A 25,732-nucleotide genomic window follows, 5' to 3' on the forward strand; every position below is an offset into this window, starting at 1 on the left:
TCGAGAAACGCGGCGGTCACAGACCAATAGTTTCTAGATGGTGTAGCCCCATCCCGGCGTGTCCGGGTTGGTGATGATCAGATCGGATCCGCCAGACAGGCCACGCATGGCCACAACCGCATGAGCCCATGCCGGGGGCATCGCTTGGGGGCCTTCAGCAATTCGGGCCGAGCGACCGTGCCGCCCTGGTCCTGTACCTTCAAGAATTGTCGACGTGTGACATTGCCGACGGCGGATTTCGACTTGCCGATCCGAGTTGCGATTGTCCGAATCGGCAATCCTTCCAGCTCGCGGAGCCGCTTGATCTCCTTTTTCTCCTCGGGCGTCAGATGCTTGCCGTCATAGTTGAGGCCAGATTCCCGGGCAATCTTCCGCACGGCCCAATAAGAGACCGACAGTCGAGAAGCGATCTCGACCGGACGTTCGCCGTTCGCCAGCAAACGCAGAACCATTTCGCGCATAAGTGTTTTGGCCGGACAAGCCGGCTAGTTCGGGGTGGTTACATCCGAACTCAAGCCTCACCCCGAGTCCACAAACAAACTTACTTACTCGGGATTTTAGCGGAGCGTGCGCAAAAAATCGACCCGATAGCCGGGCGAAGCCCCCCAGGGCACTCGGGCCGGGGGGCCCCGCTAGCCATCGGGCGGCCGGGCGGCGGTTGACGGGCCGTGTTCCGGTGCACTGTATGGTTCTATCGTGGGCGGCTGGCCTGGGACACGCCTCGGTTTCGAGGCCAGCCGCCCACCAAGAAAACAGGCGGAGCAGCGAGGAGTGCTAAGCCGGCTTTGGGGCTTAGCTCTCCTCACTGCGTAGACCCTCACCTGATTGGGGGTGTAGAATGCCCGAAGGATACGATTGAGCTGCGTTAGGCTCAGTACGAGAGCAAGGCTACTTCTCGCTGATAAACCTTGCAAAACACCTCAGAAACCTCAACACCTAAGCACGGCGGGAACTGGCATTCAAAGGAGAATTTGAATATGGATCAAAGTGAACCCGACAAGGGGCCGTTGATTGGAGATCTGACGGGCGCAGGCAAGGTAATAAACTCGGAAGTCGCCAAACGCATTTATGATGACGCATTATCGCCATCTATGCGTGAGTTAGGCAGTTTGTCGGAAGACTTCCTGAAGACGATTCATCTTATCGCAGCGCCGTTTCAAATCGGAGCCGTACTTCAAGTTCGCTTAGTTTCATTCTGCGAGCGAATCAGCAACATGGTACCAAAGGAGCGGCAAAGGGATGCCCCCCCGGAAATCGCTAAACCAGTGATCGAGGCAATCGCATTCATAAGAGATGACAGTCCACTGATGACAATGTTCGAAGAATTGATGTCGCGTGCTATCGATGTCAACGAAGCTGACGAGCTGAGCCCTGAATTCCCTGCTATTATCCAAAGTCTCAGTCCGCTTCAAGCAAAATTGATTACGTCGCTGGCAGCCGAAGACCACTTCACAGACATAATTCAAGACAGGAACACTGGAATCGTTTATCGACAATTGGGTTCGAACTATCAACCTGAGGATTACCACGGATACCCGCACCACCTCACACTTGTGCAGAACTTAGCAACGAAGAGCATTGTAACGATTCTTTTTCGAGACATCGCCGAAGAGTATCCAGACACCACGGTCCCAGAAGGCACGCACCTACGCCGCATGTCGGTTCGATTGTCTAGGTTTGGACTGTGGTTTGCCACATCGTGCACGGAGCGACAAGCACCGACCACCCAATCGCACGGTTTCGCGAGCGATGGAATTCCCCAGAGCGGCGAGTTCGGTTGAATCCAATCAGAGGTCATTCGCACTCCCTGTTCGTTGTTTACTTTCCCAAACTAGTACACTTTGCATGGCAAAGCCGAGAATTTTTGTTAGCTCTACCTATTACGATCTCAAGCACATTCGTGCGAGCCTTGAAGCATTCATCCAGTCGATGGGATACGATTCGGTCTTGTTCGAAAGCGGAGATATTGCGTTTAATCCAATGCGACCATTGGACGAATCGTGCTACCAAGAAATCGGAACATGCCACATGCTTGTTCTGATTGTCGGCGGTCGATATGGTTCGGCAGCGACCGGCGAGGACGCAAACCAATCAACGGAATCGGAAGAGCACTACAAACGATTCATCTCAATCACTCGCAAGGAGTATGAAACCGCCTGTGGGAGAAACGTGCCTGTCTTCATTTTTGTCGACAAAAACGTCCTTGCCGAGTTCGAGACGTTCAAACGCAATCGGGAGAACACCGCAATAGCGTACGCATACGTGGATAGCATCAATGTGTTTCATCTGCTTGACAATCTTCACTCGCCGGGCCGCAACTATTTCATCCGTGGATTCGAAAATTTCGAGGACATCTCCACATGGCTTCGCGATCAGTGGGCAGGGCTGTTTGCAGAGCACCTAGCAAAGTCAAGCACTGACCAAGCTATTGAGGATTTGAGTGGACAAATTTCGGACCTACGCAACGTCGTCTCAGTTCTTCGAAAGTACAGCGAGGCAATGATTAAAACGATCCAGCCGGAAACGTCTGATGCAATCATTTCTGAGCAACACGAGCGACTTCGCAAATCGAGAATTCGAAATTTCTGGCAAGAGCACTTTATTCAGTTTCTTCTCCAGCTGAGCGAAATTTCTCTCCGCGAACACATCTTGCCCGAAGAGATGTTCCATAAATTTGAGATGTCAGTTTCGCTCGAATCATTCTTGGAAAAACTCGGTTTAGAACAAGCACTCGCGGATAGTTTGATGGATCCAAGTGCAACTCGCGCGACGGAAGCTTTTTGGGAACTTCAGACTCGCTATTTACGCGATTACAACGATAGCGACGACGATACCGAGTAAAGATAAAATGTAAACTTTCACGATTCGAAGACCAATGCCGTTTCTCACGCCGAACGTTTTATGAGCAAACCAGCCTGTTCCACTATCCCGACGTCAGCTCGTCTGTTGGAAGTTCATCGCCGAGGCGTGGCTTCGCAATCTCGTTGATAATGCGAGTAAGCACGGCTCGGACTGCTCTTTGCTCGTTGTCTTGGATTGCTTGGTTGACGATTTGCAAGCATCGTTCACGCTCTCTTTGAACTTTGTCCATGGGTTCGCTGACGCTGTGGGGTGATGGGGGCAACAGCCTTGCGTTGGTCGACGTAGCTCTTGCGGTCCAATCCTTGGCGTGAATGTCCAAGGAACCGCCATGCTAAGCCGCCCTCGCTCTCGACCTGAGTCGCGCCGGTTCTCCGGACGTGCTGCAGGGCACGGTTTCGCTTCTCGGGTTCCACGTCGGCTAATTCCCTGGCCCGCCTCATCCAGTAATAAAACGTGGTTTCGCTTTGCGGCCATCTTAGCGGAGTTTGGGCGTGTTTGTCGCCTGCACTTTGAAGCCTCGATGATAGACGCCTGAGATCCGTTTCCGTTTCGCTCGTGATTGTTACTACGTGAACACGTTTCGTTTTATGTTGCGTCATGGCAGCCAGGCGATTGCCGTCGAACTCACTCAAGTTGAACCGCCACACGTCGCTTCGTCGGAGTCCGGTCTCATACGCGAACCAGAGGCACGTTGAAAAGTAGAGGCCGCGAGGTAAGCCGTTTGTGAGGTAGCCGTCAACCTTGCTCGCGGCCTCGGCTACACGCTCGAGTTCGTCGAACGCCCACGCTTCGGGATTCTTGGGAGTGACCGCAACCGATCTCACGTTCTCGCGATTCAAGCCTTGCCCGAACTTCTTCCAGAGCGTCAGCAGCGACGTTCGGACGTTGGCCCGACTGCGATCGCCGATTTCGCCAACGTCTCGTTCGTGCTTCAACCAACGGTTGACCGTACCTTCGGTGAGATCGGCCGTGGTCGCTGCCCGCCTCAGAAATCGCTCGAACCGCGTCAGGGCATAGCGGAGTTGATAGGCGTAAGAATTTGAGATCTCGGTTTGCAGTTCGTATCGCGAGACGACGTCCGCTAGCAGGTCCAATAGTTCGCTCCGGTTGAAACTGAAATCCTCCCTGCAGTACTGCGAAGTCCTGTTTCTGCCCCACTATTGTAATTGCCTGCATCGAGTTTGCTCGACGATCCGCGCTAGGTTGAGGGCCTAGTGGGAGTTAATCCCGTGGAGGTTCGAGTCCTCTCGGCCGCATTTGAAAAAGACTGCAATTCATTGCCTTTTAAAGGGCTCACCGTCTATTTCGGTGAGCCCTTTTTTCGTGGGCGAACCCAGTTGTTACCACGATCGCCAGCAATGGAGACATCTCACGGTCGAACTTTTGCTTTGCCGCGATGAGTACGAACAGTAGCGGTATCGCGACCATCACCAATCGCAGGGATGCGACCAGCCACGGTTTTCGATTTCGCAGGAGGGGGAGCTCTGTTGTCCAGCATAGTAATGGCGCGAGCAGCATCGTGATCGCTGGGCCGGTCGAAATCTCACCGAAGAAACGACCGATGAACAGCAGGCTGAACAAACTTACCACGCCGACTCCAACAATCCCCTCCGCGACGTGGTTATCTGCATGGTCAATCTTGACGCGATTGGGTGTGTATGTTGTGACCGCGCGCAGCGCGAGCGATGCACCCATTAGCGTCGCCACAAACGGAATCGCTGCGGCACCTCCTTTGATATAGCCGCCCAGCATGACCGCCACACCACTGCACTGAATGGCGAGGCAGAGTGCGAAAGCGATGGACAGTCCGCCACTTCGCTTGGCCAGCCAGGACAGCAAGCCCCATACGAGGGTCAGCCCGAGGCCGCTGACTACCATTGTTATCCAAGCTCGGGAGGCTGTGTCATCCGCCGTAGTGCTCAAATAGACAGAACCGTGGAGCAGAATTCGCGGGGTCGCCAGCGATAGGCTGATTCGCAACAGCCAGGCGGCAACACGCGGGACGCGGCTGAATCCTGCCATGAATTCAATCCCGAGCACCGCAGGAATTACAATCATCAACAACCGATCGAGACCATTGCGAGGGGGCCACGACAGGTTGAGATCCAAAACGGCGTTTCCGATGGCGAGCCCGGATCCAATTCCAATTACGCACGCCGCGTTGCACCAGACTTCGCTCGCCGACCGTCTCAGCGACAATATTGCCAGTACGACGACCGCGCTAGCGGCCGTCGCAATACCCATCGCTTTCCAATAGAGCAATGGATCGGGCATCCGCTATTTCCGCACACCTTCACAGTCGATCATGATCAAGGCTTCGTCGCCGATCGGTCCGATCGCATTCTTGTCGAAGCCATAGTCGCTCCGCTTGAGTGCCAGTTCAGTCGAAAATGCGACGCGTTTGACATCTTTGAATGTATGCTCCTTGCCGCCCATCAGCACGATCGTGATGCTGTGCGTGGTGCCGTGCATCGTAAAGTCGCCGGTTACCTCGTATCCACCTTTGATCTTCTTCGTGCTCGTGCTTTTGAATTCGATCGTGGGATACTGTTTGGTATCGAAGTAATCGGGTTGTCGCAGGTGTTTGTCACGGGCTTCGTTGGCGGTGTCCACGCTGTCGGTTTTGATCGTCAGAGAGAACGTCGATTTGGAAGGATCCTCTCGGTCGATTGAGAATTTTCCAGCGACGTCGTTAAACCGACCATGAATCCAGCTGATATCGAGATGTCGGGCTTTGAAACTGACCGACGAATGTACGAGGTCGTAGTCATACTCGTCTGCTGCGAAGGTGGGCGTGGCAAAGACGCATAGAGTGACGCCGCACACAAGCATTCGGGTCGAAGCGGAGAGAAATCGCATCATCGAAGTTTTCCAGGGGCTGGAGGGAGAGAGTTATCGTGGCCAGCATTGTACTTCGGACATCTGTGGCGGTCGAACTCCCAACAAAACGATTGGTAACATTGAGATGCGGACCGCATCGACCCTCCCCAAGAGCAATTGCCTTCCCTCACGGTGTATTTGCGAATCGGAAGTCCTGCGAAATTGGAAGCGATTATGAATCCGCTTACGGGATGCGATAGAACCTGTCGCTTCGATCGATCAGTCTACGAAGCTTCGGTGCCTTCAAGTTCTGCATGCCAGCGAATTGAAACCGAACCTCTGATCTCTTACCAGAACGATGCCTTTAATTCGAAGATGCAGATGTGATCCGTAACTTCGCACGTAGGCCGTCGTCTTGAAACGACAGGCTTGTCTCGATCACGTCGTCCGGCTTGATGTTCAGCCCCAGGACGGGGCCAGCTTTCGGTTCGAGGTGATAGCCCTGCAGTGTCGAGACGTACGAACTGATCTCATCGTCCCACGCGTATTCGCCGCCGCCCGGTTCGACCAACGTTTGTCCAAAGAGTTGTCGATACACCGTTTTCGGATCGCGGTCAGGATAGCGATGACGTAGGTAGTTTAGTATTGGTAGATTGCCCCACGACAAACGGTGCATGCGGTTTAAGCCCGCCTGATACCCAAATGCATTGACCAGCTGTGCACCGACGCCCGTGATGCGAGTCTCGAGTTGCGCCCCCGACTCGGCCATTGCGTCTTCATCAACGAGCTGCTTCAACTCAGCTGTATCTTCTTTCCGAGCAAGATGTCGATCAATTGCGCGGCGGATAACGCGTTCATTCAGGCTGATTGTCAATCCATCGGGCAACGTCACGTAATAGAGTTGGGGCATGTCCTGGGGATCGCCGATGGGAGTCGACTGAGCAGCCGTCGCTTGGACAAACTCAATGTCCTTGTGCTTGATCGATTCCCAGCGTATGAGATTCGGAGCAGAACGCGAAAGAAACGTTCGAACAGCTCCCACAAACAGAGCTTGCTTGAGGCTGTCTTTCGATGGCACAAACAGCCCGATGGGTAAATCCTTGAGAATTTTCTCGCTGCTTGATTCCCACACAGGCTGGGCTGCCAATTGCCGCATCCACGTTTCGTCACTGTCGAGATAGAGATGAATTGAATCATCAATCCAGCTAATCATATTGATGTTCGCTTCTCCGTTGCCCAGGAACATCGATGCGAAGCGTAGCTGGGGCGAGTTGACATCGAGTGCCATCAACCACGTCAGCAGTTCTTCATCGTGTCGATCGCCAGCATTGGATTTCAAAGTGACGTCGCCGATCAACGTCTGCCAGCTACGGTACTCCGTGCCCAGAATCAGGGGGATTACTGATAAATCGCCGGAGAATGAGTTCCCGTCGATCGAAAGCTGTAGTGCGATCGGATCGAACACGTTTCTCCATCGTCTTTGGTAACGATCGCGCCAACCCACGTACAATTCCACTTCGCCAGTGGTAGCCGTGGTCACATTTAATTCGGCGATCGGTGTTTGAAAATCGAGCGTTCCGTAGCGATCGGAGCGAACACCGCCCGAGGTCAGCATCAACGTTCCCGCGTCGGGTAGGTTGCTGGCGATCTGCAGCTGCGTTTCATCTTTGACATCGCCAGCAATCAACGCGTCCGCATGTTGCATGGTTAGTTCTGCGATCGAAGCGCGAGCTCGCGTGCGGCGTGCAGCACTGATCCGCCATTGCGGTCCACACCATCGTCGAATTGCTGCATCGGTGATGACGATTAATGCGGACTCGTTGGTACCTTCTCGGCGATAACGCTCGCGAAAGAACCGGTATTCGTCTAGCTCTGCCATCGATTGAGTTTGTGAATCGACAGTTCCAAGAATCGCTTTCATCTGAGCGATTGAATTGGAAACGACGACAGCATCATCGACGACGGTGACTAAGCTGCTGAAATCGCGACGAGGATTCGACCACTCAACAATCTTGTGGTCATTGAACTGGTGTTCGATTTGGGCGACGTGTTCATGCAGCGAGGAATGCCCTGAGATCTGTGCCAGAATCGCTTGGTACAATATCGTGGGCTGATTTGTCTGCATCAGAACCGCGATGTCTGTGCCGGTACGGAAGTATGGATCCGACCCAGTGATGGTGACTTCATCGACGAGCGTGCCACCGATCTGACGAGTGACAATGTCCAGCGACAGTCCAAGTTGCGATTGATAGAAACCAAGTACGTCGGTCGTTCGACTTTGGGGCTCGAACCACTGGGCGATCGGGCGCGTGAATTCGCGGCTACGGTCGACGATCTCAACCAGCTTCGCGAACGACGGAACAAACACCGCATATTGATCGTGCGGCACCAAGCGAGCCAGTGGATCAAGTTGCGGGGGTTCCTTCGACAGTCGCCCCGTCCAATCAATTTCGCGAACACGGATGCCCTCCACGTCCGAGAGCTTTTTCAGTTCGTGGTCATCACCCTCCGTGATGGCGAGTTCGCGGTCGAACTGCAGATTCTCGCTGACTGCCCTGCCGCCGCTGACCAGTCGAATCGTCTCGTCGACACCACCGCTGCGGCGCAGCGGCCAGCTGGGGCCGATCGGGCTGGCTGACTCGCCAACCTCCCGTAAAGACTCGATCGCAAGGTGGCGAAACATTGCCGAACCCGCGTAGTCCGGGGACCAGAGTAGTTGAAAGTAACGGCCTTTCGCACGATGAAAATCACTCGCTTCACACGTCGTCGCTGGAGTCTCATCGACATGGAAATCGAATTTTGCCAGCGTCGATTTTTGTGCTTGCTCTGGGTGTCGACGCAAAACGTAGAACTGTCCATCGACGGCAACGCCCGGCGGTTTGCGTCCAATAATTTGATACCCGGCATACTCATTATTGCGATCCTGTGGCTCCAAGAGATAGGCTTCCACTCCAGGCGGCACCACCACGCGGGGAGTCGTCTCCATTTGATGGAACGACGCCTCGAGCATTTTAGGGTCTGAAACGATGTGAGACTTGTCAAAATTCTCGATGAGATGTCCGACGTCGATTGAGAAGTAGACAGAATCGGCCGCCATGGGTTCAGTCTCGGCGCCCTCCAAGAATGGCAATGCAGGGATGCTGATGAGCAGAAAGCCGACAAATGTGATTAAGCGTGACACAGGTACCCTCGTTTCCATTGAATGAGTTGAGCCGGCGAGTGACAGCCCTCATCGTCACCAGTGCCCGTGAGCAAGCACATGCTGCGCGGAATGTTCGCAGAATCTAGCTGAAGTTAGCCAACGATGACACGACGAACTGATTCTGAAGATCACGGACCTATAGATCACGACGGTAAAACAGGATCGTGGTACAAGCAAGCGCGGTCAGAGTTGGGAGACCATATCCCATTATCACTCGCCCTAGCGAAAAATCCTTATAGTCGCCACGCTTGTAAAATGCTGGATCTCGCTTCGTCACGGCAGGACGACTGCCGATCAATACACTCAAGAAATCCGCTGCGGCTTGCATGTCTTCTCCACCTGTCAGTTTCACCTCTGCGTTCGCGTCATGGTCATGCCAAGGTGTTCTCAGTAGTGTCGGTAGCGATTGGTTCAAGCTGATTGGGGAAAACTCTTCCAGAGAGAAGGTGTGCAAGATAAGATTTACCGGCATCCAAATGAAAATGAGTGCAGCCGCAGCAAACATGGAACTGCGAAATGCGGTGCCAGCAAAGTAGCCAATGGATACCAAGAATGTGATGACCATCGCGACCACGGCGAGCGACGCAACGACGCCGTACGATGTCACAGGATCGTCAGTGGAGGCAGGACGATCGGCCAATGAAACAATTAAAATCGCTGGCACGATCCCTACGAATAAAACGGCCAGAGCCGCCGTGACTCGTGCTGACCATGATGCCAGTAGGTACTCCAGTCTCGTAACCGGTCTGCTGAGGATACCGTCCGACAATGCTTCCAAACGAGATCCGGTGACCGGGTTGAGGCCCAGTAACAACGCAACCAAGAACCAGGGAAAAACTAGGTATGGGAACAAGAGCATTGCGATCATGGGTGCCGTTGGAGTCACAGCCCAGTTAGTCGTGACAATTAAAAATGTCACCAGTACCGTGGCAATCAACCACGAACGAATTAGCCAGCTCTTCCATAGACCTTGAAGTTTATACGTGAAGATCGCTCTTAGCGGCATGCTCTTGGAGGGGAGATTGGAGATCAAACCGCCGAAACCCATTGTCACTGTCCTGTTGCAAAAGTTGGAGGTAAGCAAATTCGGTTTCGTTCTGCGTTGACCGAATTCCTTGGAGTGTGAGCTTGCTCTGATCGACGAGTCGGAGGATTTCTGCCATCACTCCGGCGCGACTGCAGCCCTCAGTGATTTTTACCAGCACCGTATTTTGTTCATGTGGTTCGATCTCTATGCCATGCACCTGCGCAGCTTCCTCTGCCAGTTGCCGGATGTCTTCACTGTCGCCGTTCAGCTCTAAACAAAAGTCGTCTCGTCGCAAACGCTGTTTCATATCTTGCATCGAACCACTGAAGATCATTCGGCCTTCGTGCATCACACCAACATGGTCACAGGTCTGGTCGATGTCGCTGAGAATATGGGTTGCGACCATGACTGTGCGAGATTTGGCCAAATCGCGGATTAAGTCCAGTGTGAATCGCCGGGCTGCGGGGTCGAGCCCGGCGGTGGGTTCGTCCCATATCAGTAAGGGTGGATCGGCCAATAGCGATGCAGCGATCCCCAGTCGAGTTCGCATTCCAGTTGAAAACGTCTGAATGCGGCGATCCGTTGCACTGAGCAATCCGACGGCGCGTAAAAGTGACGTCAATCGCGGCTTGCGGATCTGTCGAGGAAGTCGACAGAGCTTGCCAAGCAGTTCCAGGTATTCGATCGGACACAGATGGCCGGGCAGTACCGGGTGCGTTGGAAGGTAGCCGATCATTGCGCGAATATTGGTCGCGTTGGGGCCACAAGGATGCCCAAACACTTTCGCAGTACCGGCGCTGGGGCGTTGCAAGCCGAGCAACACACGGAGCGTCGTCGTCTTTCCTGCACCGTTCGGTCCAAGCAATCCATAGACGGCTCCGGTGGGTACGCTTAATGTCATGTCGTTCACCGCGATCACACGCCCACTATAAATCTTGGTGAGGTGCTCGGTTTGGATTGCTAATTCCACGTTTAATTCTCGAAGATTGTGCAGCGGCGAAAAAGTCAGCTACCGAGGGACGCAGAGTTCAAGCCATGAAGAGCTCTCTGTGTCCCTTCATGTCGTGTCCCTTCATGCCTCTGTGGTTCAGAAACGTCTAAGCAAACAGCGGCAGCGAGTTGTATCGTCTGCCGAGAATGGGCGCCGGATCGGTGCCGAGCCAATCTTTCAACACGGATGCATAGACTTGGCGGAAGTCATATTCGTGCTTCAGATCGCCGTCCTGGAGATCAGTCAAGTTCGGATGTTTGCCGATGATTCCCGCTTTGACCCCGCCACCGCACAGGAACATCGGGCCGGCGGCACCGTGATCGGTTCCTTCACTGGCGTTCTCTGCAACGCGACGGCCGAACTCACTGAACGTCATCACGCAAACTCGCTCTCCGTGATCGTGATTGTTTAGGTCGCGAATCAGAGCGCTGACCGCGTCACTCCATTGCCGCAACAAGATGCTGTGCGATTGAGCTTGCTGAGCGTGCGTATCGAATCCGTCGTGTTGGACGTAGTAAATACGGGTGGTCAATCCCGCGTCAATCAATTGAGCGACGACGCGGAGTTTGTTGCCGAGTTCGGTTTCAGGATACTTCACCTCGCTCTTGTAACTTGATGCCGCCTCGCTCACTCGCTGGCTCGCCGCAATCGCTGATGTCGTACTTGATTGCAGAAAATTCAACAGTTCGTTGTCACTTGGCGTGCTAGTCGGCGGACGACTGCCCAGCAACTCACGAAGCGATTGCTTGTTGTTGCCACGTAGTTGAAACTCCGCCAATTCCTTCACCGTGGGTACGCGGGTACTAGTCGACGCAATCGCTGCTGGTTGCTGCTCACTGCCGAGATGCAGCGCAGGAACATCACCGCCAGCCGTCAAGGGTTGCTGGTCCAAGAAACGACCGAGCCATCCGTCGGGACGTGGTTCGTTCTTGCGTCGGCAGGTGTGCCAGATGTCCATCGATTCGAAATGGGAACGGTTTGGCTGCTCATAACCGACACTGCGAACGGCGGCGAACTGGCCGTCTTGAAATAGATCGTGCATGCCAACCAGAGACGGATGCAAACCACTATCGTCATCGCATTTCAATACTTCGCTAGCGGGAATCGCGAGCTTGGGGCGAGCCGACCGATAGTCGTCATCAGTGTAGGGAACGATGGTGTTCAATCCATCATTTCCGCCGGACATCTGGACAACAACGAGTATTCTTTCACCCTTGCTATTACCACCGGCCGCGGCCTCAGCGAAGCACTTTGGCAATGCCGCGCCGATCCCAATCGCGGCAGTGCCGCCGACGGACGATCGCAGGAATTCTCTTCGATTCTGGTTTGTAGAAATGAGCATATCGGTACGCCTTTGAAATCACGCGAGTTGGCAAATGGGTAGAGAAGTCACGGCATGCAATAGCGAACGCATTCGCCGCTCCTCATCACCCTGATGCGACGCCGCAGTTTTACGCAGCTGAGCTTTGGCTGCGTCGTCTAATCGCACAGCAAGCAAACATTGCTCGAAGTGATCGATGGCTTGGTCGGTCGTTCGCACATCCTGACCACGTAGGTAGTTGGAAAGACTCTTGCCTTCAAATCGAGTCGCATCGCTTTCTAAAATATCAGCGATCAAATTGGCTCGACCGAGCAACGTCGACGAATTGATCCACGCCCGGCCTCCGTCCCAGCCTTTCACATTGGGCGGGTAGAACAAGCCTTGGCCGATGTTCCGCAAGCCCTTCGCGACCAGCTGGGCATTGGTCGTTCCCTTAAAACTGCGAAGCATACCCATCACCAATTCGACAGGTGACTTAATTTTGTGACCGACCGAAACCGACGAATAGAACAAATTGCTGGCGAGGATCCGCTTAACTACCGGCGCCACTTGCCAATCATGTTCACGCAGCAAATCCGCTAGCGGTTGCAGCATCGCATCCGACGGATTCAGTTCATCACTGACGAAGAACCGAACCAGTTTGCGAGCGATAAACTGGGGGGCAGCAGGCTGCTCCAAGACGATTCGCACACCATCTTCGCCGTCGAAATTGCCGTTCTGCCCCAGCACCGTCTTCTCGCCAGAATCATGTTGGTAACGATTCTTGCGAAACTTCTTGTTCTTGATCTCCCATCCAGTGAAGCAGCGTGCGAGTTCCTGGACGTCCATTTCGTTGTAGTTGCCTTCCCCCAAGCAGAACAGCTCCATCAATTCGCGGGCGAAGTTCTCGTTCGGATGAGCCTTGCGATTGATTGCCGAATCGAGATAGATCAGCATTGCGGGATCTTGCGAAATTTTCATTGTCATCGCGCCAAAATCACCCAATGCATGATCTCGCAAAAGCTGGTTTTGATTCCACATCATTCTGGCGTCATTAACCTTCTCCGCCCCGGTCGCGAAATGTCCATGCCAAAGCAGCGTTGTCTTCTCAAGCAGTTGGTTGGGGGTGTATAGCAGGCGATATACCCACGCTGCCGACAGATTTGCTGGATCACCGCCAGCCAGAGTCGCCTGTGCAAGGGCATCGGCAGTGGAACGAAAGTCGGTTGGATCGGGACTTCCCGAAATCAATTCGCTGACCACTTCGGCTGGTTCTTGTTCGACCGCTGCATCGGTGCTCATCAAATCGGCACCGAACCCCGCCCGGCGATATAAGTGCGCAACTGATGAGCGATCCCAAGGTAGCTGGGGCGTTGGGATAAACGGTTGCCACGCCCAGGCTGGGTCAATCGATTGCATGCCAATCATTGTTGGGTACCCGCCTCGGTCAGTAGATCAACGGCCAGATTCAACGACATCTGAGACTCTGCGACGTCCAGATTGAGGCGAAGGCCGCGGAAGAACCCAAGCAGTTCGAGTAGCAAGCCGATTTCACCTTCGGCTGCCTCTTTGCTGTGCCCTTTTTCGATCATGTTGTTAGCAACCAATTGCGAACGATTGGTGTCCAGGATGCGGCGCAGCGTTGTTGCGTCCAGCTGGCCGTTCGTATTGGAATCGCCTGCGTCTGCCGCCGCTTCGATCGTGCTGTCTGTCTTCGTCATCTCGCGAGCGAGCGCCAGCGAGCTGGAAAGGATGATTCGTTCGTCAGCGAATGCCATGGTCGGCGAGAAGTTAAACTGAATCTTCGCGTCGAGGCTTTCTCGCTTGTCTCGATCGGGCACATAACTGGCCGTGATGAGTTGTGTGTCACCAATCGATTCCATACCAAGGTCCAGTTGTGGTTGTCCGTTTTGTGCGCCAACAACATTTAAGAAGCCGATGAAGCTCTGGAACACGCGACGAAGTTCGGGTTGTGTCTCTTCCGGATTCTTCATCCGAAACTGCATCGCAAATGCCGGCAACTTGATGGCCGGTTGCGGAAGCACGTCCGAAAAGTCTTGTTCCATACCGACAATCTGCACGTCACTGGCGAACGATCCAAGAATGTCTTCCCCAAAATCGCGGCCTGAGAAGAATGTTGTCAGTGTCGTGTCGGCAACCGCGAGTTGGTCGGTGGCTCGATCCGAGACCAAATCACCGGCACGAAGCCACATTTGAGACAGGTCGCGATGGGTCGACAGCGCGAACAATCGGTTGGGTACATTCAAAAGAGATGGAGCCGCAGCAAGCTCCGGCTCACCAAAAAAGTATTCGCGAGGAGGTTCCCAATCACGTTGGTGTGGCGAGGCGAGCCGCAATGACAAGCCATCGTTGCTGAGATGCAATTGACCCGTCAGATACGGTGTATGACGAATGTTTGCCAACACGCCGCCCAAAGCAACTTCGCCCGCAAGATTGTCAGTTTTCTCTTTGTTGAATTTGTTGGCAACACCCGCGTCGCGTAGGGTCTTGACGTCAAGAAAAGCCACTGCAACACAGTGCTTTGCTTCGCCCGCATCAAAATCTCTCAATGCCGCCACATAGGCTGTGTTCGACACCAAGGTCTCGCCGTTTCGATCGAGATACTGGTCAATGATCGTCTTGCCAAGTTCCGCATTGTTGGTCAGCAACATCCAGTCGTGCATCCGCACCATCTTCAATTGATCGCTCACCATATCCGCCACGAAGCCTCGGTAGTCACCCTGTTTTGCAGTTGCACCTTGCATCTGCCGCAAAGCCAGCACAAAACCGCGAAAGCGTTCCAAGAGTTCTGCGTCGGATGAATGAATAAGGATGGCAGCGCCACCGTCCGAAGCATCCAGTGCGAGCGTAACGCCACGATCAGTCAGCGTATCGAGTGCCTGTTGCCATGGTTTTCCCATGCTCGCTTCAAAGGCACGCAAGGCCATCTGCAACCGCCCAGCAGCTCCCGATTGCATGAACACGTCATAGGCAGGAATTGCGTCGAGTTGGGCTCGCAACGGATGATTCATAACCGTGTGCAAGACAGCACCCAAATCGGACACCTCCGCACAGGCGACGATCGATCTGGGCAGCAACTCGGCAGCCTCACAATCAACGCCACGCGGTGGCCCGGCGAATGTTAAAACGGGCGATAAGATAAGGCTGGCCATGACCAGCAATCCAATCAGGGAGTGTCTTGAAAATCTCGATCGATGGTACATGTGGTTTCATTCTTTGAAAGCAGAAACGGTTTCGATAGTCACAGCCTGGCCGCAGTACTACCGCGACATGGCCAATAACAGCAGCAGGGCTAAAAATTGCAAGAAGAGTGCCATTGGCGGTGACTCGGTGTGGGTGAAGTTTTGGCTTATGATACACAGTATTAGCATCATCAGACTGAAGCGTTTTGTATCAACATGCTATAATAAAGTCCGGCACCTTGGCGTAAGCATATGCAGCTTCGCGACATTCAATGCGGCGAAATCCTCGCCCGATTGGCGTTGACACTGAGCTAGGAAACGATTGAGAGCCTATCGTGAAATCAATGGATTATCCGACTGGAGCGTGCGCAGGACTGTTAGATGCTAAAAGTACCGTGTGTGAATAGAAAAGCGTTGACATGTCATTATATCAGGGATATCTCTCGAGCAATCTTTCGAAAGAACGCACATGTCCACCACCTTATTATACAAGCGGGCCGGACTCGCACTTTGCGCATTCTGGGGGAGCGCGAGCGGGTTGCTTTTGCGATCATGGTTTCGTTGATTCCCTAATCCAAAAACCATCGCAGGCAGTGCTCAATTGGCCAAGGAAAATACGCATGAGTTTGAAGTTGATCCTGTCATTCAAGACGTTGCCGAGCTGCCTGATCCTCCGTCGCGTATCAATCAGCGGCACCTTCTCGGAGACATGATCGTCATCAACATGATGGCAGTCATCGCTGGTGCAGAAGGCCCCAAGGTAATCGGGGTTTGGGCTAGGGGGCAATGAGGACTGACTGACCGATCGCCTTCAACTCCCCAATGGAACTCCATCGCAGATTCCGTGGTCACGGTTGATGCCGCGGAATGCCAAGAAAATATCGCCGCGAAAATCGTCGACGCCACAGCCGATTACGTCCTCGCTCTCAAGGGAACCAAGGAGCGTTCACGATGCGGTGATCGAAGACATCGTCGGCCATATGGAGAACGATTTCAGTGATGTGACGGCTCGCAAATATGCCGCGCGTCTCAAGGGGCATTCTTGGATTTCTAGGTGCGGCATGGAGGTCGTCCCGTTATTCACCTTTCGCTGAGTCGGTAGCCATTTGACTACCCTGGGATTCAATCGCCTCCCAGTCAATGCCATCGGGAGTCTCTAGCTTGGCCGATTCATTCGATGAGCTACATCCAAGCATGCAAACGATTAAAGAGAGTGTTAGTGCGAATGGGAAGTAAGATAAAACTAATTTCATTGATTCAACAATTTATAAATTTGGTATTGGGGAGATAAGCAAGATGATAGTGAAGCTAATGTTAAACGTTGATTGTTGCAAACATTATGGTAGCGAGACGGTTTCTCGCGACGCAATGGTTCCCAAACCACCCCACAATCCATAGGGACTTGCTTGACCAATGTTGTTGTAATCTTTTGCGATACTGTCGGCCTCTTGATTGCCAGACTCAATCGATTCGGTGATGAACTTAACCGCGCCATCAGCCATTAGGACGTGACAACCGCCCTGGTGGTGACTTGCGGCGCTAAAGATGCCACTCCGCCAAGCTGTTCCCCAACCAAGCACACACGTTGGTGAATTTGGAGGCATCACGGTCGTGAAGCCCGTGAGCATGGTTTTGCAGTCGTACCAACGACTGCCACGAGAGCCTCCACCGTTGCTCCACAGTGAAATACCAGCCTTGGCAAAATTTGGTCGCGCGGGATCACGAATGGCGTCGCACAAAGCGGTTGACGTACCCATCCCTGTCACGCCACTAGAAGGGAAGTTTGTGCCATCAGCAACGCTTCCATTGACCTGCCGATCACCCAAATCGGTGCAGATCTCCGCCATTGAGATTGTGTTGCTCAGTCCATCGAGAATACTTCGGAAGCCTTTGGGCTCATTTCGCATGAATAGCCCTCGATAAACTCCGCGATCCGCGTATTGAGATGTGGGCGAATAATCAACCCTCAAAATACCGTCGCCAAGACAGAATGCATAGTTAGTGGTTCCGAGTCCGAGCGCGGACATGCCTGGATCAGAAGGACATCGAAGGGTTCCTACCTGAGTTTGCCAAGGATCGTATTCGTTCAAATCCAGCCATGTTCGCGGGCCAAACGGAGGCCACGACCCGTTTGCGAGTGGATTGTCTGGTGACTCGCCAGGCTCGGCGGCAAGTGGGTTGGCAAACATTTCCCACAGAGCTTGTTGTTCCATGAAAGGCGTCAAGCCAGGTAACGCTGAGAGCGCTCGTTGGTTGCCTGTACCTCCGTCCTCAGGCCCTGTGCCTGTGCCGTTAGGAGGTAATTTGTTGTACGCAGCATGATAGTTGTGCTGAGCCAACCCGAGTTGCTTGAAATTGTTACTGCAGCTCATCCTGCGTGCCGCTTCGCGTGCTGCTTGAACGGCAGGCAGTAGCAAGCCAACGAGGACTCCAATGATGGCGATCACCACCAGTAATTCGACCAGTGTAAATCCCTGATAGGGACGTGGGTGCGTTTTCATGACTTCACCTTTTTGGGGTTAAAAAAAGCTACCGTATGGAACTTCGTCAAATTAGGCACGAGTCATTCCTCGCGTCAATTAGGCGACATCAGCGATGACGCGGTATCGCGAAGTAGCTTTTTGCAAATTGTACATCCAGATGGTATCATCGTACCGAATCGTTTTGTATCTCTGTGTACGGACTCCGGTCCGCTGAAACCGTCGTGGAGTTATATTGTGTAGCCTGTAATGCTGATTTCGAGCTTGGTTGCACGCAGCTCAACAGCAGTGTTCTCCCTTTTTACGCTGACGAGAAGAACTGACGATGATGACACGCACGAACCTTTTGGTGGCGATGATTGCTCTCATTGCAACTACAGATTGGACGACTGCGGCGGAGCCGGTTGCGTCTGGACAGCACGCGGCGTCTATTCGCCAGGGGCCACAACCTCTCAAGGGTGCAAGCCACGGGGTTGGCAAGCTGATTCCTGATGCGAGCTTAACGGATATTTCTGGAAACGTGCATCGGCTCGGTGAGATTGTTGCGAAGCACCGAGCTACTGTTATTGCGATGACCAGTACGAGCTGCCCGCTCAGCAAGAAGTATCTGCCGACGTTGGAGGAACTCTCTAAGAACGCAGGCGACGATGTGGCATGGATGATCGTCAATCCGATCGCGACGGACAAAGCGAACGACATGAACGCAGCCGCTGCACGCTTCGGTGAGCATGTCGTTTACGGCCACGATTCCGAAGGAGAATTCGCCGCTCGCATCGGCGCCTTGACCACAACGGATGTGATCGTCGTCGATAGTCATCGCACCGTCGTATACCACGGAGCTGTCGATGATCAGTACGGATTTGGTTACTCCCTCGAAGCTCCTCGGCGTCGTTATCTCGCGGACGCTTTAGCAGCGATTGAGACCAACGTCTCGCCTCTTATTTCGGCCACGGTGGCGCCCGGTTGTGCACTGGCCAGTAAGTCCAACCAGCACGCCAGCAGCGATTTGACGTACCACAACCGCATCTCCCGAATCGTTCAGCAGAACTGCGTCGAGTGTCATCGCGAAGGGGGTGTCGCTCCATTCTCGTTGACTACGTATGAGGATGTCGATGCCCATGCGGGCATGATCGAACAAGTCGTTCAGCGCGATATCATGCCCCCTTGGTTCGCCGCTAATTCGGAGTCCGCTGATCGCGATGCATTGTCTCCATGGGTGAACGATTGCTCGCTCGCCGAAGTCGACAAGCGTGATTTATTGGCATGGCTTGCTGGTCCGATGCCCGAGGGTGATCAGCGTGACGCGCCACAGGTTCGCGAGTTCCCCAGTGATTGGCAGATCGGGCAACCAGACGCCGTCTACCAGTTCGCCGAGCCGCAGTCCGTCAAGGCCACCGGTGTGATGCCGTACAAGTACGTTGATGTACAAACGGATCTGAGCGAGGATAAGTGGGTGCAGGCAATTGAAGTGCAACCGGGCAATCGTAGTGTCGTGCACCACGTTCTCGTCTTTGTACAAGGCGTTGGGCAGGAGCACAGCGAACGCGACGGTTTTTGGGGGATCTATGTCCCGGGCAACAGCTCGCTTATCTATCCCGACGGATTTGCAAAACGCATTCCCAAAAATGCCAAGCTCTTGTTTCAGATGCACTACACGCCCAACGGCACGGCGACGACGGACGAGACGAGAATCGGGCTGGTTTTTGCCAAGGAACCGCCCCAGCACGAGGTCAAAGTCACCGGGATTTTTAACGACAAGATCAAGATTCCAGCAGGCGCCGATAATCATCCCGAGGTCGCTAAGTTGCCGATCCCAGCGGACGCACGCGTGCTGGGTTTTCTGCCCCACATGCACCTGCGCGGAAAGGCCGCCCGCTACGAGCTTATTCGCGACAATGAAACGACTACGTTGTTGGACGTTCCGCGATATGATTTTAATTGGCAGTTGCTCTACCGCTATCGAGATCCATTGCAATTGCATGCCGGTGATACGATTCAATTTACCTCGTGGTACGACAACAGTGAAAAGAACCCCGCGAATCCGGACCCCACAAGAGACGTTGGTTGGGGCCCTCAAACCTATGATGAGATGCAAGTTGGCTACGTCGAGTACTATTTGCCCGGCGTGACGCCAGGCGATGCGGCCGATCGGAAGGCTTTGAAAGGTGAGCGGGCCGATCGAGGAAATCGCAGTGCCGTAATGCTGCGTCGACTCGACGTGAATCGGGATGGAGTGATCACGAAATCCGAAGTCCGCCAACGGATGCCCCAAAATGAAAACGCAGCGGGGTCAATTTTCGATCGACTTGATACCGACCAAAATGGTGAATTAACTCAAGCCGAACTCGAAAAACTCTAGACGATTTCAAGCTCTATTTCATTCGTGCCCTAAGCGATTGGCGTGAGTGAACTCTCAGTCTCGATTTGTGCGAGTTGGCTCGTAGCGATAGACTGGCGAAACCAAGCCTGTCGTGTCCCGTTTGACCTGCTGAAATTTGATGCGTGGTCTCAAAACGGATTGAGATGCTCTAAACAATTCCAACTCCAATGCACGTTGCGCGAACGATGATTCGATTTTGTCTAACGATCACGGCCTTTTTCGCAATGGCGTTGATGGCGTTTGCCAGGGCCGAGCCAGCGAAGCCGAACGTGCTATTCTTGATCGCCGATGACTTGAATACATCGCTGAGTGCGTTTGGGCACCCGCAGTGTAAAACGCCGAATCTGGATCGCCTGGCCGAGCGAGGCGTGAAGTTTGAGAACATGCATTGCCAGTATCCTGTTTGTGGTGCATCGCGTGCTTCGTTAATGTCAGGATTGTATCCGTACTCAAACTTAACCCTGGGCAATGACGGCACCTTGCGTGGAAATATGCCTGACGTGGTGACCCTCTCGCAGGCATTTCGCAACAGTGGCTACCATGCCGTACGAGTCAGCAAAATCTACCACATGGGCATTCCCACTGAGATCATTGCCGGCACCGCCGAGCGAGATGATCCGTTTTCATGGGACGAAGTATTTAATATCCAAGCGCTCGAGCAACACGCTCCGGGAGAATTGACGAACTGGTCTCCCAAAGATCAAGGATCACAGAGTTTTACTGGGGTCATCGCCTCGGGTGGCGACAGTGATCATGCCGACGGGATGGCTGCCGACCGTGCCATCGAGGTGCTGGAGAGAGTGAAGGACAAGCCGTTCTTTTTGGCCGTTGGTTTCGTCCGTCCGCACGTCCCATTGGTCGCGCCGAAATTGTATTTCGACCGGTACGACCGAGCGAGCATGGTGGCGCCGGTTGTGCCTGCGGATGATCTCGATGATGTTCCAGGCATCATTCGTAATTACAAACGAAATAGCTCCACCTACGGCGTTACGCCCGAACTGCACAAGGGGCTGTTGGAAGCATACTACGCCAGTATCTCTTACATGGACGCCCAGGTCGGTCGCGTTTTGGCTGCGCTGCAGGCGAACGGATTAGACGATAACACCATTGTGGTGTTCAGCAGTGACCATGGCTATTTACTTGGACATCACCACAAATTCCAGAAGCAACATCTATTTGAAGAAGCCACCCGTGTTCCTTTCATTGTCAGTGTGCCCTGGCTGAAGGCTGAGCACGGCCAAGGAACTACCAAGATTACGGAACTCGTTGACTTGTATCCAACCCTCACCGAATTAGCGGGCATCACCGACCCAGAAGGCTTGCAAGGACAAAGTCTGAAGCCGCTCCTGCTCGATACGAACTCCCCTGCGTGGACGAAGGACAAGGCATTCACGATTAGCCGCAGCGGGGGTGAGTCCATTCGTACGGCCGAATATCGATTGATTCAATGGGGCTTTGGCGATCAGGGGACCGAGCTCTACGATCTGAAAAATGATCCTGGAGAATTTACGAACCAGGCTGAGAACCCGGCATACGCCGCCGTACTGGAGAAGCTCCACCGCCAACTGGTCGACAAACGCAACCAAGCTGGCTTTGCCAAGAATCAGTCCTCGATCGTGGGTAAACGCAAGACGAAGAAACGCTGAGCAGGTATGGCCAGCGGCACCATTGAATCGCTATCTGACTGGCCAGCCGATCCCAGCATACTCGATCGCTGTGCGTTACGGTGACTCGTCTATCTCGCCTGGATATTCGACTTGATATGCTGCAGGCTGCTCTGGAATTCTTCACCGAGAAATGCCGCGAAGCTAACCCTGCCAGCAATATTGTCTGGAACTTCGAACTCGATTTTGGCTGTTCCCTCACCGCTGATTTTGATGGTTTTCCGATCGAGACGCGCGTTATTGGGGCCACCTTTTAAGGTCACCGTCAAAACCTGTTCGCCGAGGTTGCTAGGCAGCCTATGTTCGATACGAACGGTGGCTTGCTTGGCAAGGAAGTCCGCTGCGGGTTCAGCAAATGAAATGTAGTTCACTCGCTTGTGTGGAGGTACCGCATTGATGTCATTGCGATTCGCAGCGGACGCTGACTTCGCATTTTTCCGTTTCCCGGACCTGCGCGCGTCAGCCTCCTGTTCCTGTGCGACCACGTATGCTTCGCGCGTTTTCGCGTCGTCACGATGTTGGAAAACGGAAAGCATCCCATCTTCCGTACGGATCATCCACTGTTCGAGTGTGGTGGTGAGCTGAGCAAGTTCGGGTTGATACTCTGCCAACCCGATGAGGTTGTTCACGCAATTGGGGTCGCTCTGAATGTCATACAATTCTTCTGGGACGCGATGTCGATAGAGATCGTGACGGGCACTGATGTTCGTATCAGACTTTGCTAGTTCTGCCATGCGGCGGTAGGTCGGCGTGCCGGTCGTGGCAGTAGCCATCACACGCGTGCCGTTGGACCAGGGATTGAAGATGTAGAGGTACTGCTCCGTCTGTATCGATCGCATGGGGTCACGTGATCCACCTGCATTCTCGTTGTACTCTTTAACAACGTAGTCGCGACCGTCTTGGCTCTCGCCTCGCAGTAGCGGCGCAAACGAGCGACCATCCATTCGTCCTGGATGCTCAATGCCAGTGAGCTCAAGCAATGTCGGCAGCAGATCTACCGCCGAGATCATGTGCGTCCCGTCAATCGTGCCTGCCTTCGTCATACCCGGCACGATTAGGAACAGTGGCGTGCGCGAACTGTGGTGATATACCTGTGTCTTGGCAAAGGGTAATGGCATGCCGTGGTCGGAGAGAAACAGAATGATGGTCTGGTCTCGCTTCCTCGACTCGTTCAACGCCTCGAGTATTGCTCCAACACAGTCGTCGGCTCTGCGCACACTTGAGTAATAGTGGGATAACTCTTTGCGGACGACTGGGTCGTCAAATAGAAACCCTGGAACTGGCACTTCATCCGGTGTGAACACGCGCGAGGGTTTATTGTCGTCGGGGACCGTGGCTCCACTTTTTCCCTCGGCATAAAATGGCTTATGAGGATCAGCCACATTCATGACCAGGCAGAAGGGTTTGCCTGCGTCGTGTGCTGCCTGGATTCCTTGCTTCGCTCCGTCATAGTAGGATCTTGCCGCCTTGACATCGCGTTTCTTGCCATCCTGATCAGTGTCGAGATTGACGTCCCATGACGGGTAGGGAATATACGGTGTCGAGTGCGACACTTTGTGTTGAATACCAGTGTAATACCCTGCTTGCTTCATCAAATCGGCCAAATGAAGATGCTTCGCGTCGGGGACCTGATAAAAACCCTCGACGCCGGTGTTGTGAGGGAAGAGTCCAGACCACATCACATTGCGAGACGGGAAGCAATTGCCGACGACGACATGCGCTCGACTGAATCGCATTCCCTGCTTTGCCAACGTGTCGATGTTTGGTGAGGTGTCCGTTAGTTGGCAGCCGAAGACACCGAGCGAATCGGCGCTCATGTCATCCACTGTGATGATCAGGACATTGGGTTTTGAATCCGCGTGCTGGGAATCCGCGTTTGCTGGGCGACCAGCCGTCAGCAAACTGGCAGCGATGAGGATGAGCAGTGGCTTTACCGACAAAGTTGAATGCACTCGGATGCGTTGCTTTAGCATGTTCACGCCACGTGATTGGCTGGTTTTGAGCGGATGGGAGGAGAGATGTCGATGACGTTTTTAAGTTGATGTGCCTGTAAGACGCGTCTTCAATTCTACCATATCGAAATCGCCCATAGGTTCGGTGATCAACGAGCGGTCGGCCCACCGGACTTTTACGGTCCATCCGGGTTTACCATGGGGAAACGCTCTGCCACCGTATCTCTGTGTGCAGTGGGTTACCTGCCCTCCCAAACACGATCCCAACGGATGGACCGAACAGATGCTTCACCGCGTCAACCACGTGGACGCTGCATCAGGTACGATAGAGAATCTCGAATCGAAACTGAACTGGTAAACGACAATGGTATTTCGAAGCATGTTCGCGCGGTTTGCAGTGGTGTCGGCGGTGTTGTTGGCACTCCCCATTGACCTGTTCGCAGCGGAACGTCCCAACGTCATCGTGATCGTTGCCGACGATCTGGGATTCAGTGATGTCGGATTCAACGGCTGTAAAGAAATTCCGACCCCGCACTTAGACGCCTTGGCAAGTTCAGGCGTCGTCTTCGACCAGGGCTACGCGTCGCATCCTTATTGCAGTCCGAGTCGAGCGGGTTTGCTGACGGGCCGTTATCAGCAGCGATTTGGTCACGAATGCAACCCGAATTCGACGAGAAATAGCGGTAGTGACGGTCTCCCACTTACTGAAACCCTGATTTCCGATTTGCTTGGAATGAGTGGGTATCGCACCGCTGCGATCGGGAAATGGCACCTCGGCGATGAGGAGCAGTTTTGGCCGCTTGAGCGAGGATTCGATGAGTGGTTTGGCTTCTCAGGTGGAGGCATGAACTATTGGGGTGACGTCGGAAAGCGGTTTCCACTCCGGGGGGTTTTGCGGAATGGAGCTCCCGTCCCAAAAACAGAATTGACGTATCTAACGGATGATTTTTCGAGGGCCGCAGTCGAATTTATTCGCCGCGAGCCAACGGATCCGTTTTTTCTATACCTCGCCTACAATGCTCCGCATGGTCCCGATCAGGTCACACGCGAACATCTCGAGAAGACACAGCACATTGAATATGGAGGTCGGGCAGTCTATGGCGCCATGGTAGCGGCGATGGATGAGGGGATCGGCCGGGTGATGACCACGTTGAAAGATTGCGGGATTGAGCAGGACACTCTCGTTTTTTTCTATAGCGACAATGGCGGACGCGCCGAACATGCAGTCAACTTTCCCTACCGCGGACACAAAGGGATGCTGTTCGAAGGAGGTATTCGGGTGCCGTTTTGTGTGGCGTGGCCTGGGCAGATCGCGGCCGATCAACACTATGGCAAGCCGGTCACCGCTCTCGATATTTTTCCCACCATCCTGGCCGCCGCAGAGGTCAACCCGACGCCCGGCACGAAGCTCGACGGCGTCAATCTGCTTCCCTATTTGCGTGGCGAAGCACGGGGGGAACCTCACCGGCAACTGTTCTGGCGTTACGCGTGTGGAGACGATGAGTTTGGATACGCCGTTCGCGATGGCAACGACAAACTGGTCTATAGCGTTTTCAAGGGACGTCACCTGCTCTTCGATCTCGCGTCGGATCCGTGGGAACGGCATGATCTCGCTGAGCAAGATCCAGAGAGCGTGCAACGCCTATCCTCGCTCTATGAAGAATGGCAGGGCGACATGCTTGCTCCGCTGTGGCTTGATCCGCACGGTGTCAATGTTCGCAAGGAAGAGCAGGCTCGCCAGGACACGATCGACGCTGCTTCACGAGGGGATGAAACTTTGCGGAGTGACGGCGAGGATTCTTAAGCCAGCCAACCCAGTTCCCGACCTACCCTTTGCTCAAGTACACTGCA

At 53.8% G+C, this 25,732-nt stretch carries 19 protein-coding genes; 6 read left to right on the forward strand and 13 right to left on the reverse strand.

The window, feature by feature from the left end:
* Positions 1-77: 77 nt before the first annotated feature.
* Positions 78-461, reverse strand: coding sequence for a helix-turn-helix domain-containing protein (locus Poly21_RS14780; protein ID WP_146407728.1), 384 nt, complete (start codon positions 459-461; stop codon positions 78-80).
* Positions 462-977: 516 nt separating this feature from the next.
* Here Poly21_RS14780 and Poly21_RS14785 point away from each other — a divergent pair.
* On the forward strand, positions 978-1,781 hold the full coding sequence (locus tag Poly21_RS14785) for an Abi-alpha family protein (protein WP_146407729.1): 804 nt from the start codon (positions 978-980) through the stop codon (positions 1,779-1,781).
* Positions 1,782-1,845: 64 nt separating this feature from the next.
* Positions 1,846-2,841: a DUF4062 domain-containing protein gene (locus Poly21_RS14790; protein ID WP_302118970.1), complete on the forward strand. Its 996-nt coding sequence runs from the start codon at positions 1,846-1,848 to the stop codon at positions 2,839-2,841.
* A gap of 224 nt (positions 2,842-3,065) precedes the next feature.
* On the opposite strand, the gene Poly21_RS14795 is transcribed toward Poly21_RS14790, so the two are convergent.
* From Poly21_RS14795 to Poly21_RS14835, 9 genes are all read right to left on the reverse strand, one after another.
* Positions 3,066-3,956 carry a site-specific integrase gene (locus Poly21_RS14795; RefSeq protein WP_146407731.1) on the reverse strand — a complete coding sequence of 297 codons (891 nt, stop codon included), beginning with the start codon at positions 3,954-3,956 and terminating at the stop codon, positions 3,066-3,068.
* Between the two features lie 199 nt (positions 3,957-4,155).
* Positions 4,156-5,136 carry a hypothetical protein gene (locus tag Poly21_RS14800; protein WP_146407732.1) on the reverse strand — a complete coding sequence of 327 codons (981 nt, stop codon included), beginning with the start codon at positions 5,134-5,136 and terminating at the stop codon, positions 4,156-4,158.
* Positions 5,137-5,139: 3 nt separating this feature from the next.
* Positions 5,140-5,724 (reverse strand): YceI family protein, encoded by a 585-nt coding sequence (locus tag Poly21_RS14805; RefSeq protein WP_146407733.1) that lies wholly within the window; start codon positions 5,722-5,724, stop codon positions 5,140-5,142.
* 322 nt (positions 5,725-6,046) lie between these two features.
* Positions 6,047-8,863 carry a hypothetical protein gene (locus tag Poly21_RS14810; RefSeq protein ID WP_146407734.1) on the reverse strand — a complete coding sequence of 939 codons (2,817 nt, stop codon included), beginning with the start codon at positions 8,861-8,863 and terminating at the stop codon, positions 6,047-6,049.
* Between the two features lie 157 nt (positions 8,864-9,020).
* The gene (locus Poly21_RS14815; RefSeq protein ID WP_302118975.1) at positions 9,021-9,890 is read right to left on the reverse strand and encodes an ABC transporter permease; all 870 of its coding nucleotides are present in this window, start codon (positions 9,888-9,890) and stop codon (positions 9,021-9,023) included.
* On the reverse strand, positions 9,862-10,881 hold the full coding sequence (locus tag Poly21_RS14820) for an ABC transporter ATP-binding protein (protein ID WP_146407736.1): 1,020 nt from the start codon (positions 10,879-10,881) through the stop codon (positions 9,862-9,864). The genes Poly21_RS14815 and Poly21_RS14820 overlap by 29 nt, the downstream gene beginning before the upstream one ends.
* Before the next feature lie 127 nt (positions 10,882-11,008).
* Positions 11,009-12,244 (reverse strand): DUF1501 domain-containing protein, encoded by a 1,236-nt coding sequence (locus tag Poly21_RS14825; RefSeq protein ID WP_146407737.1) that lies wholly within the window; start codon positions 12,242-12,244, stop codon positions 11,009-11,011.
* Between the two features lie 18 nt (positions 12,245-12,262).
* A complete protein-coding gene (locus tag Poly21_RS14830) occupies positions 12,263-13,621 on the reverse strand; it encodes a DUF1800 domain-containing protein (RefSeq protein WP_302118978.1) in 1,359 nt (452 codons plus the stop codon).
* A gap of 5 nt (positions 13,622-13,626) precedes the next feature.
* On the reverse strand, positions 13,627-15,375 hold the full coding sequence (locus tag Poly21_RS14835) for a hypothetical protein (protein WP_146407739.1): 1,749 nt from the start codon (positions 15,373-15,375) through the stop codon (positions 13,627-13,629).
* A 631-nt stretch (positions 15,376-16,006) separates the two neighbouring features.
* Between Poly21_RS14835 and Poly21_RS14840 the strand changes: the two genes are divergently transcribed.
* Positions 16,007-16,195: a transposase family protein gene (locus Poly21_RS14840; protein WP_146407740.1), complete on the forward strand. Its 189-nt coding sequence runs from the start codon at positions 16,007-16,009 to the stop codon at positions 16,193-16,195.
* 286 nt (positions 16,196-16,481) lie between these two features.
* On the opposite strand, the gene Poly21_RS27575 is transcribed toward Poly21_RS14840, so the two are convergent.
* Entirely contained in the window at positions 16,482-16,658 is a 177-nt protein-coding gene (locus Poly21_RS27575; protein ID WP_302118981.1) for a hypothetical protein, read from the reverse strand.
* A gap of 84 nt (positions 16,659-16,742) precedes the next feature.
* Positions 16,743-17,906 carry a DUF1559 domain-containing protein gene (locus Poly21_RS14845; RefSeq protein WP_146407741.1) on the reverse strand — a complete coding sequence of 388 codons (1,164 nt, stop codon included), beginning with the start codon at positions 17,904-17,906 and terminating at the stop codon, positions 16,743-16,745.
* A gap of 304 nt (positions 17,907-18,210) precedes the next feature.
* Here Poly21_RS14845 and Poly21_RS14850 point away from each other — a divergent pair, with 304 nt between their 5' ends.
* Both Poly21_RS14850 and Poly21_RS14855 read left to right on the forward strand, forming a co-directional pair.
* Positions 18,211-20,244: a redoxin family protein gene (locus Poly21_RS14850; RefSeq protein ID WP_146407742.1), complete on the forward strand. Its 2,034-nt coding sequence runs from the start codon at positions 18,211-18,213 to the stop codon at positions 20,242-20,244.
* 188 nt (positions 20,245-20,432) lie between these two features.
* Positions 20,433-21,911 carry a sulfatase gene (locus tag Poly21_RS14855; protein ID WP_146407743.1) on the forward strand — a complete coding sequence of 493 codons (1,479 nt, stop codon included), beginning with the start codon at positions 20,433-20,435 and terminating at the stop codon, positions 21,909-21,911.
* Positions 21,912-22,000: 89 nt separating this feature from the next.
* Here Poly21_RS14855 and Poly21_RS14860 read toward each other — a convergent pair whose 3' ends face one another.
* Positions 22,001-23,902 (reverse strand): sulfatase family protein, encoded by a 1,902-nt coding sequence (locus Poly21_RS14860; protein WP_146407744.1) that lies wholly within the window; start codon positions 23,900-23,902, stop codon positions 22,001-22,003.
* A gap of 343 nt (positions 23,903-24,245) precedes the next feature.
* Between Poly21_RS14860 and Poly21_RS14865 the strand changes: the two genes are divergently transcribed.
* Entirely contained in the window at positions 24,246-25,685 is a 1,440-nt protein-coding gene (locus Poly21_RS14865; protein WP_146407745.1) for a sulfatase-like hydrolase/transferase, read from the forward strand.
* Positions 25,686-25,732 lie beyond the last annotated feature (47 nt).

The sequence above is a fragment of the Allorhodopirellula heiligendammensis genome (assembly GCF_007860105.1).
Classification (GTDB): Bacteria; Planctomycetota; Planctomycetia; order Pirellulales; family Pirellulaceae; genus Rhodopirellula; species Rhodopirellula heiligendammensis.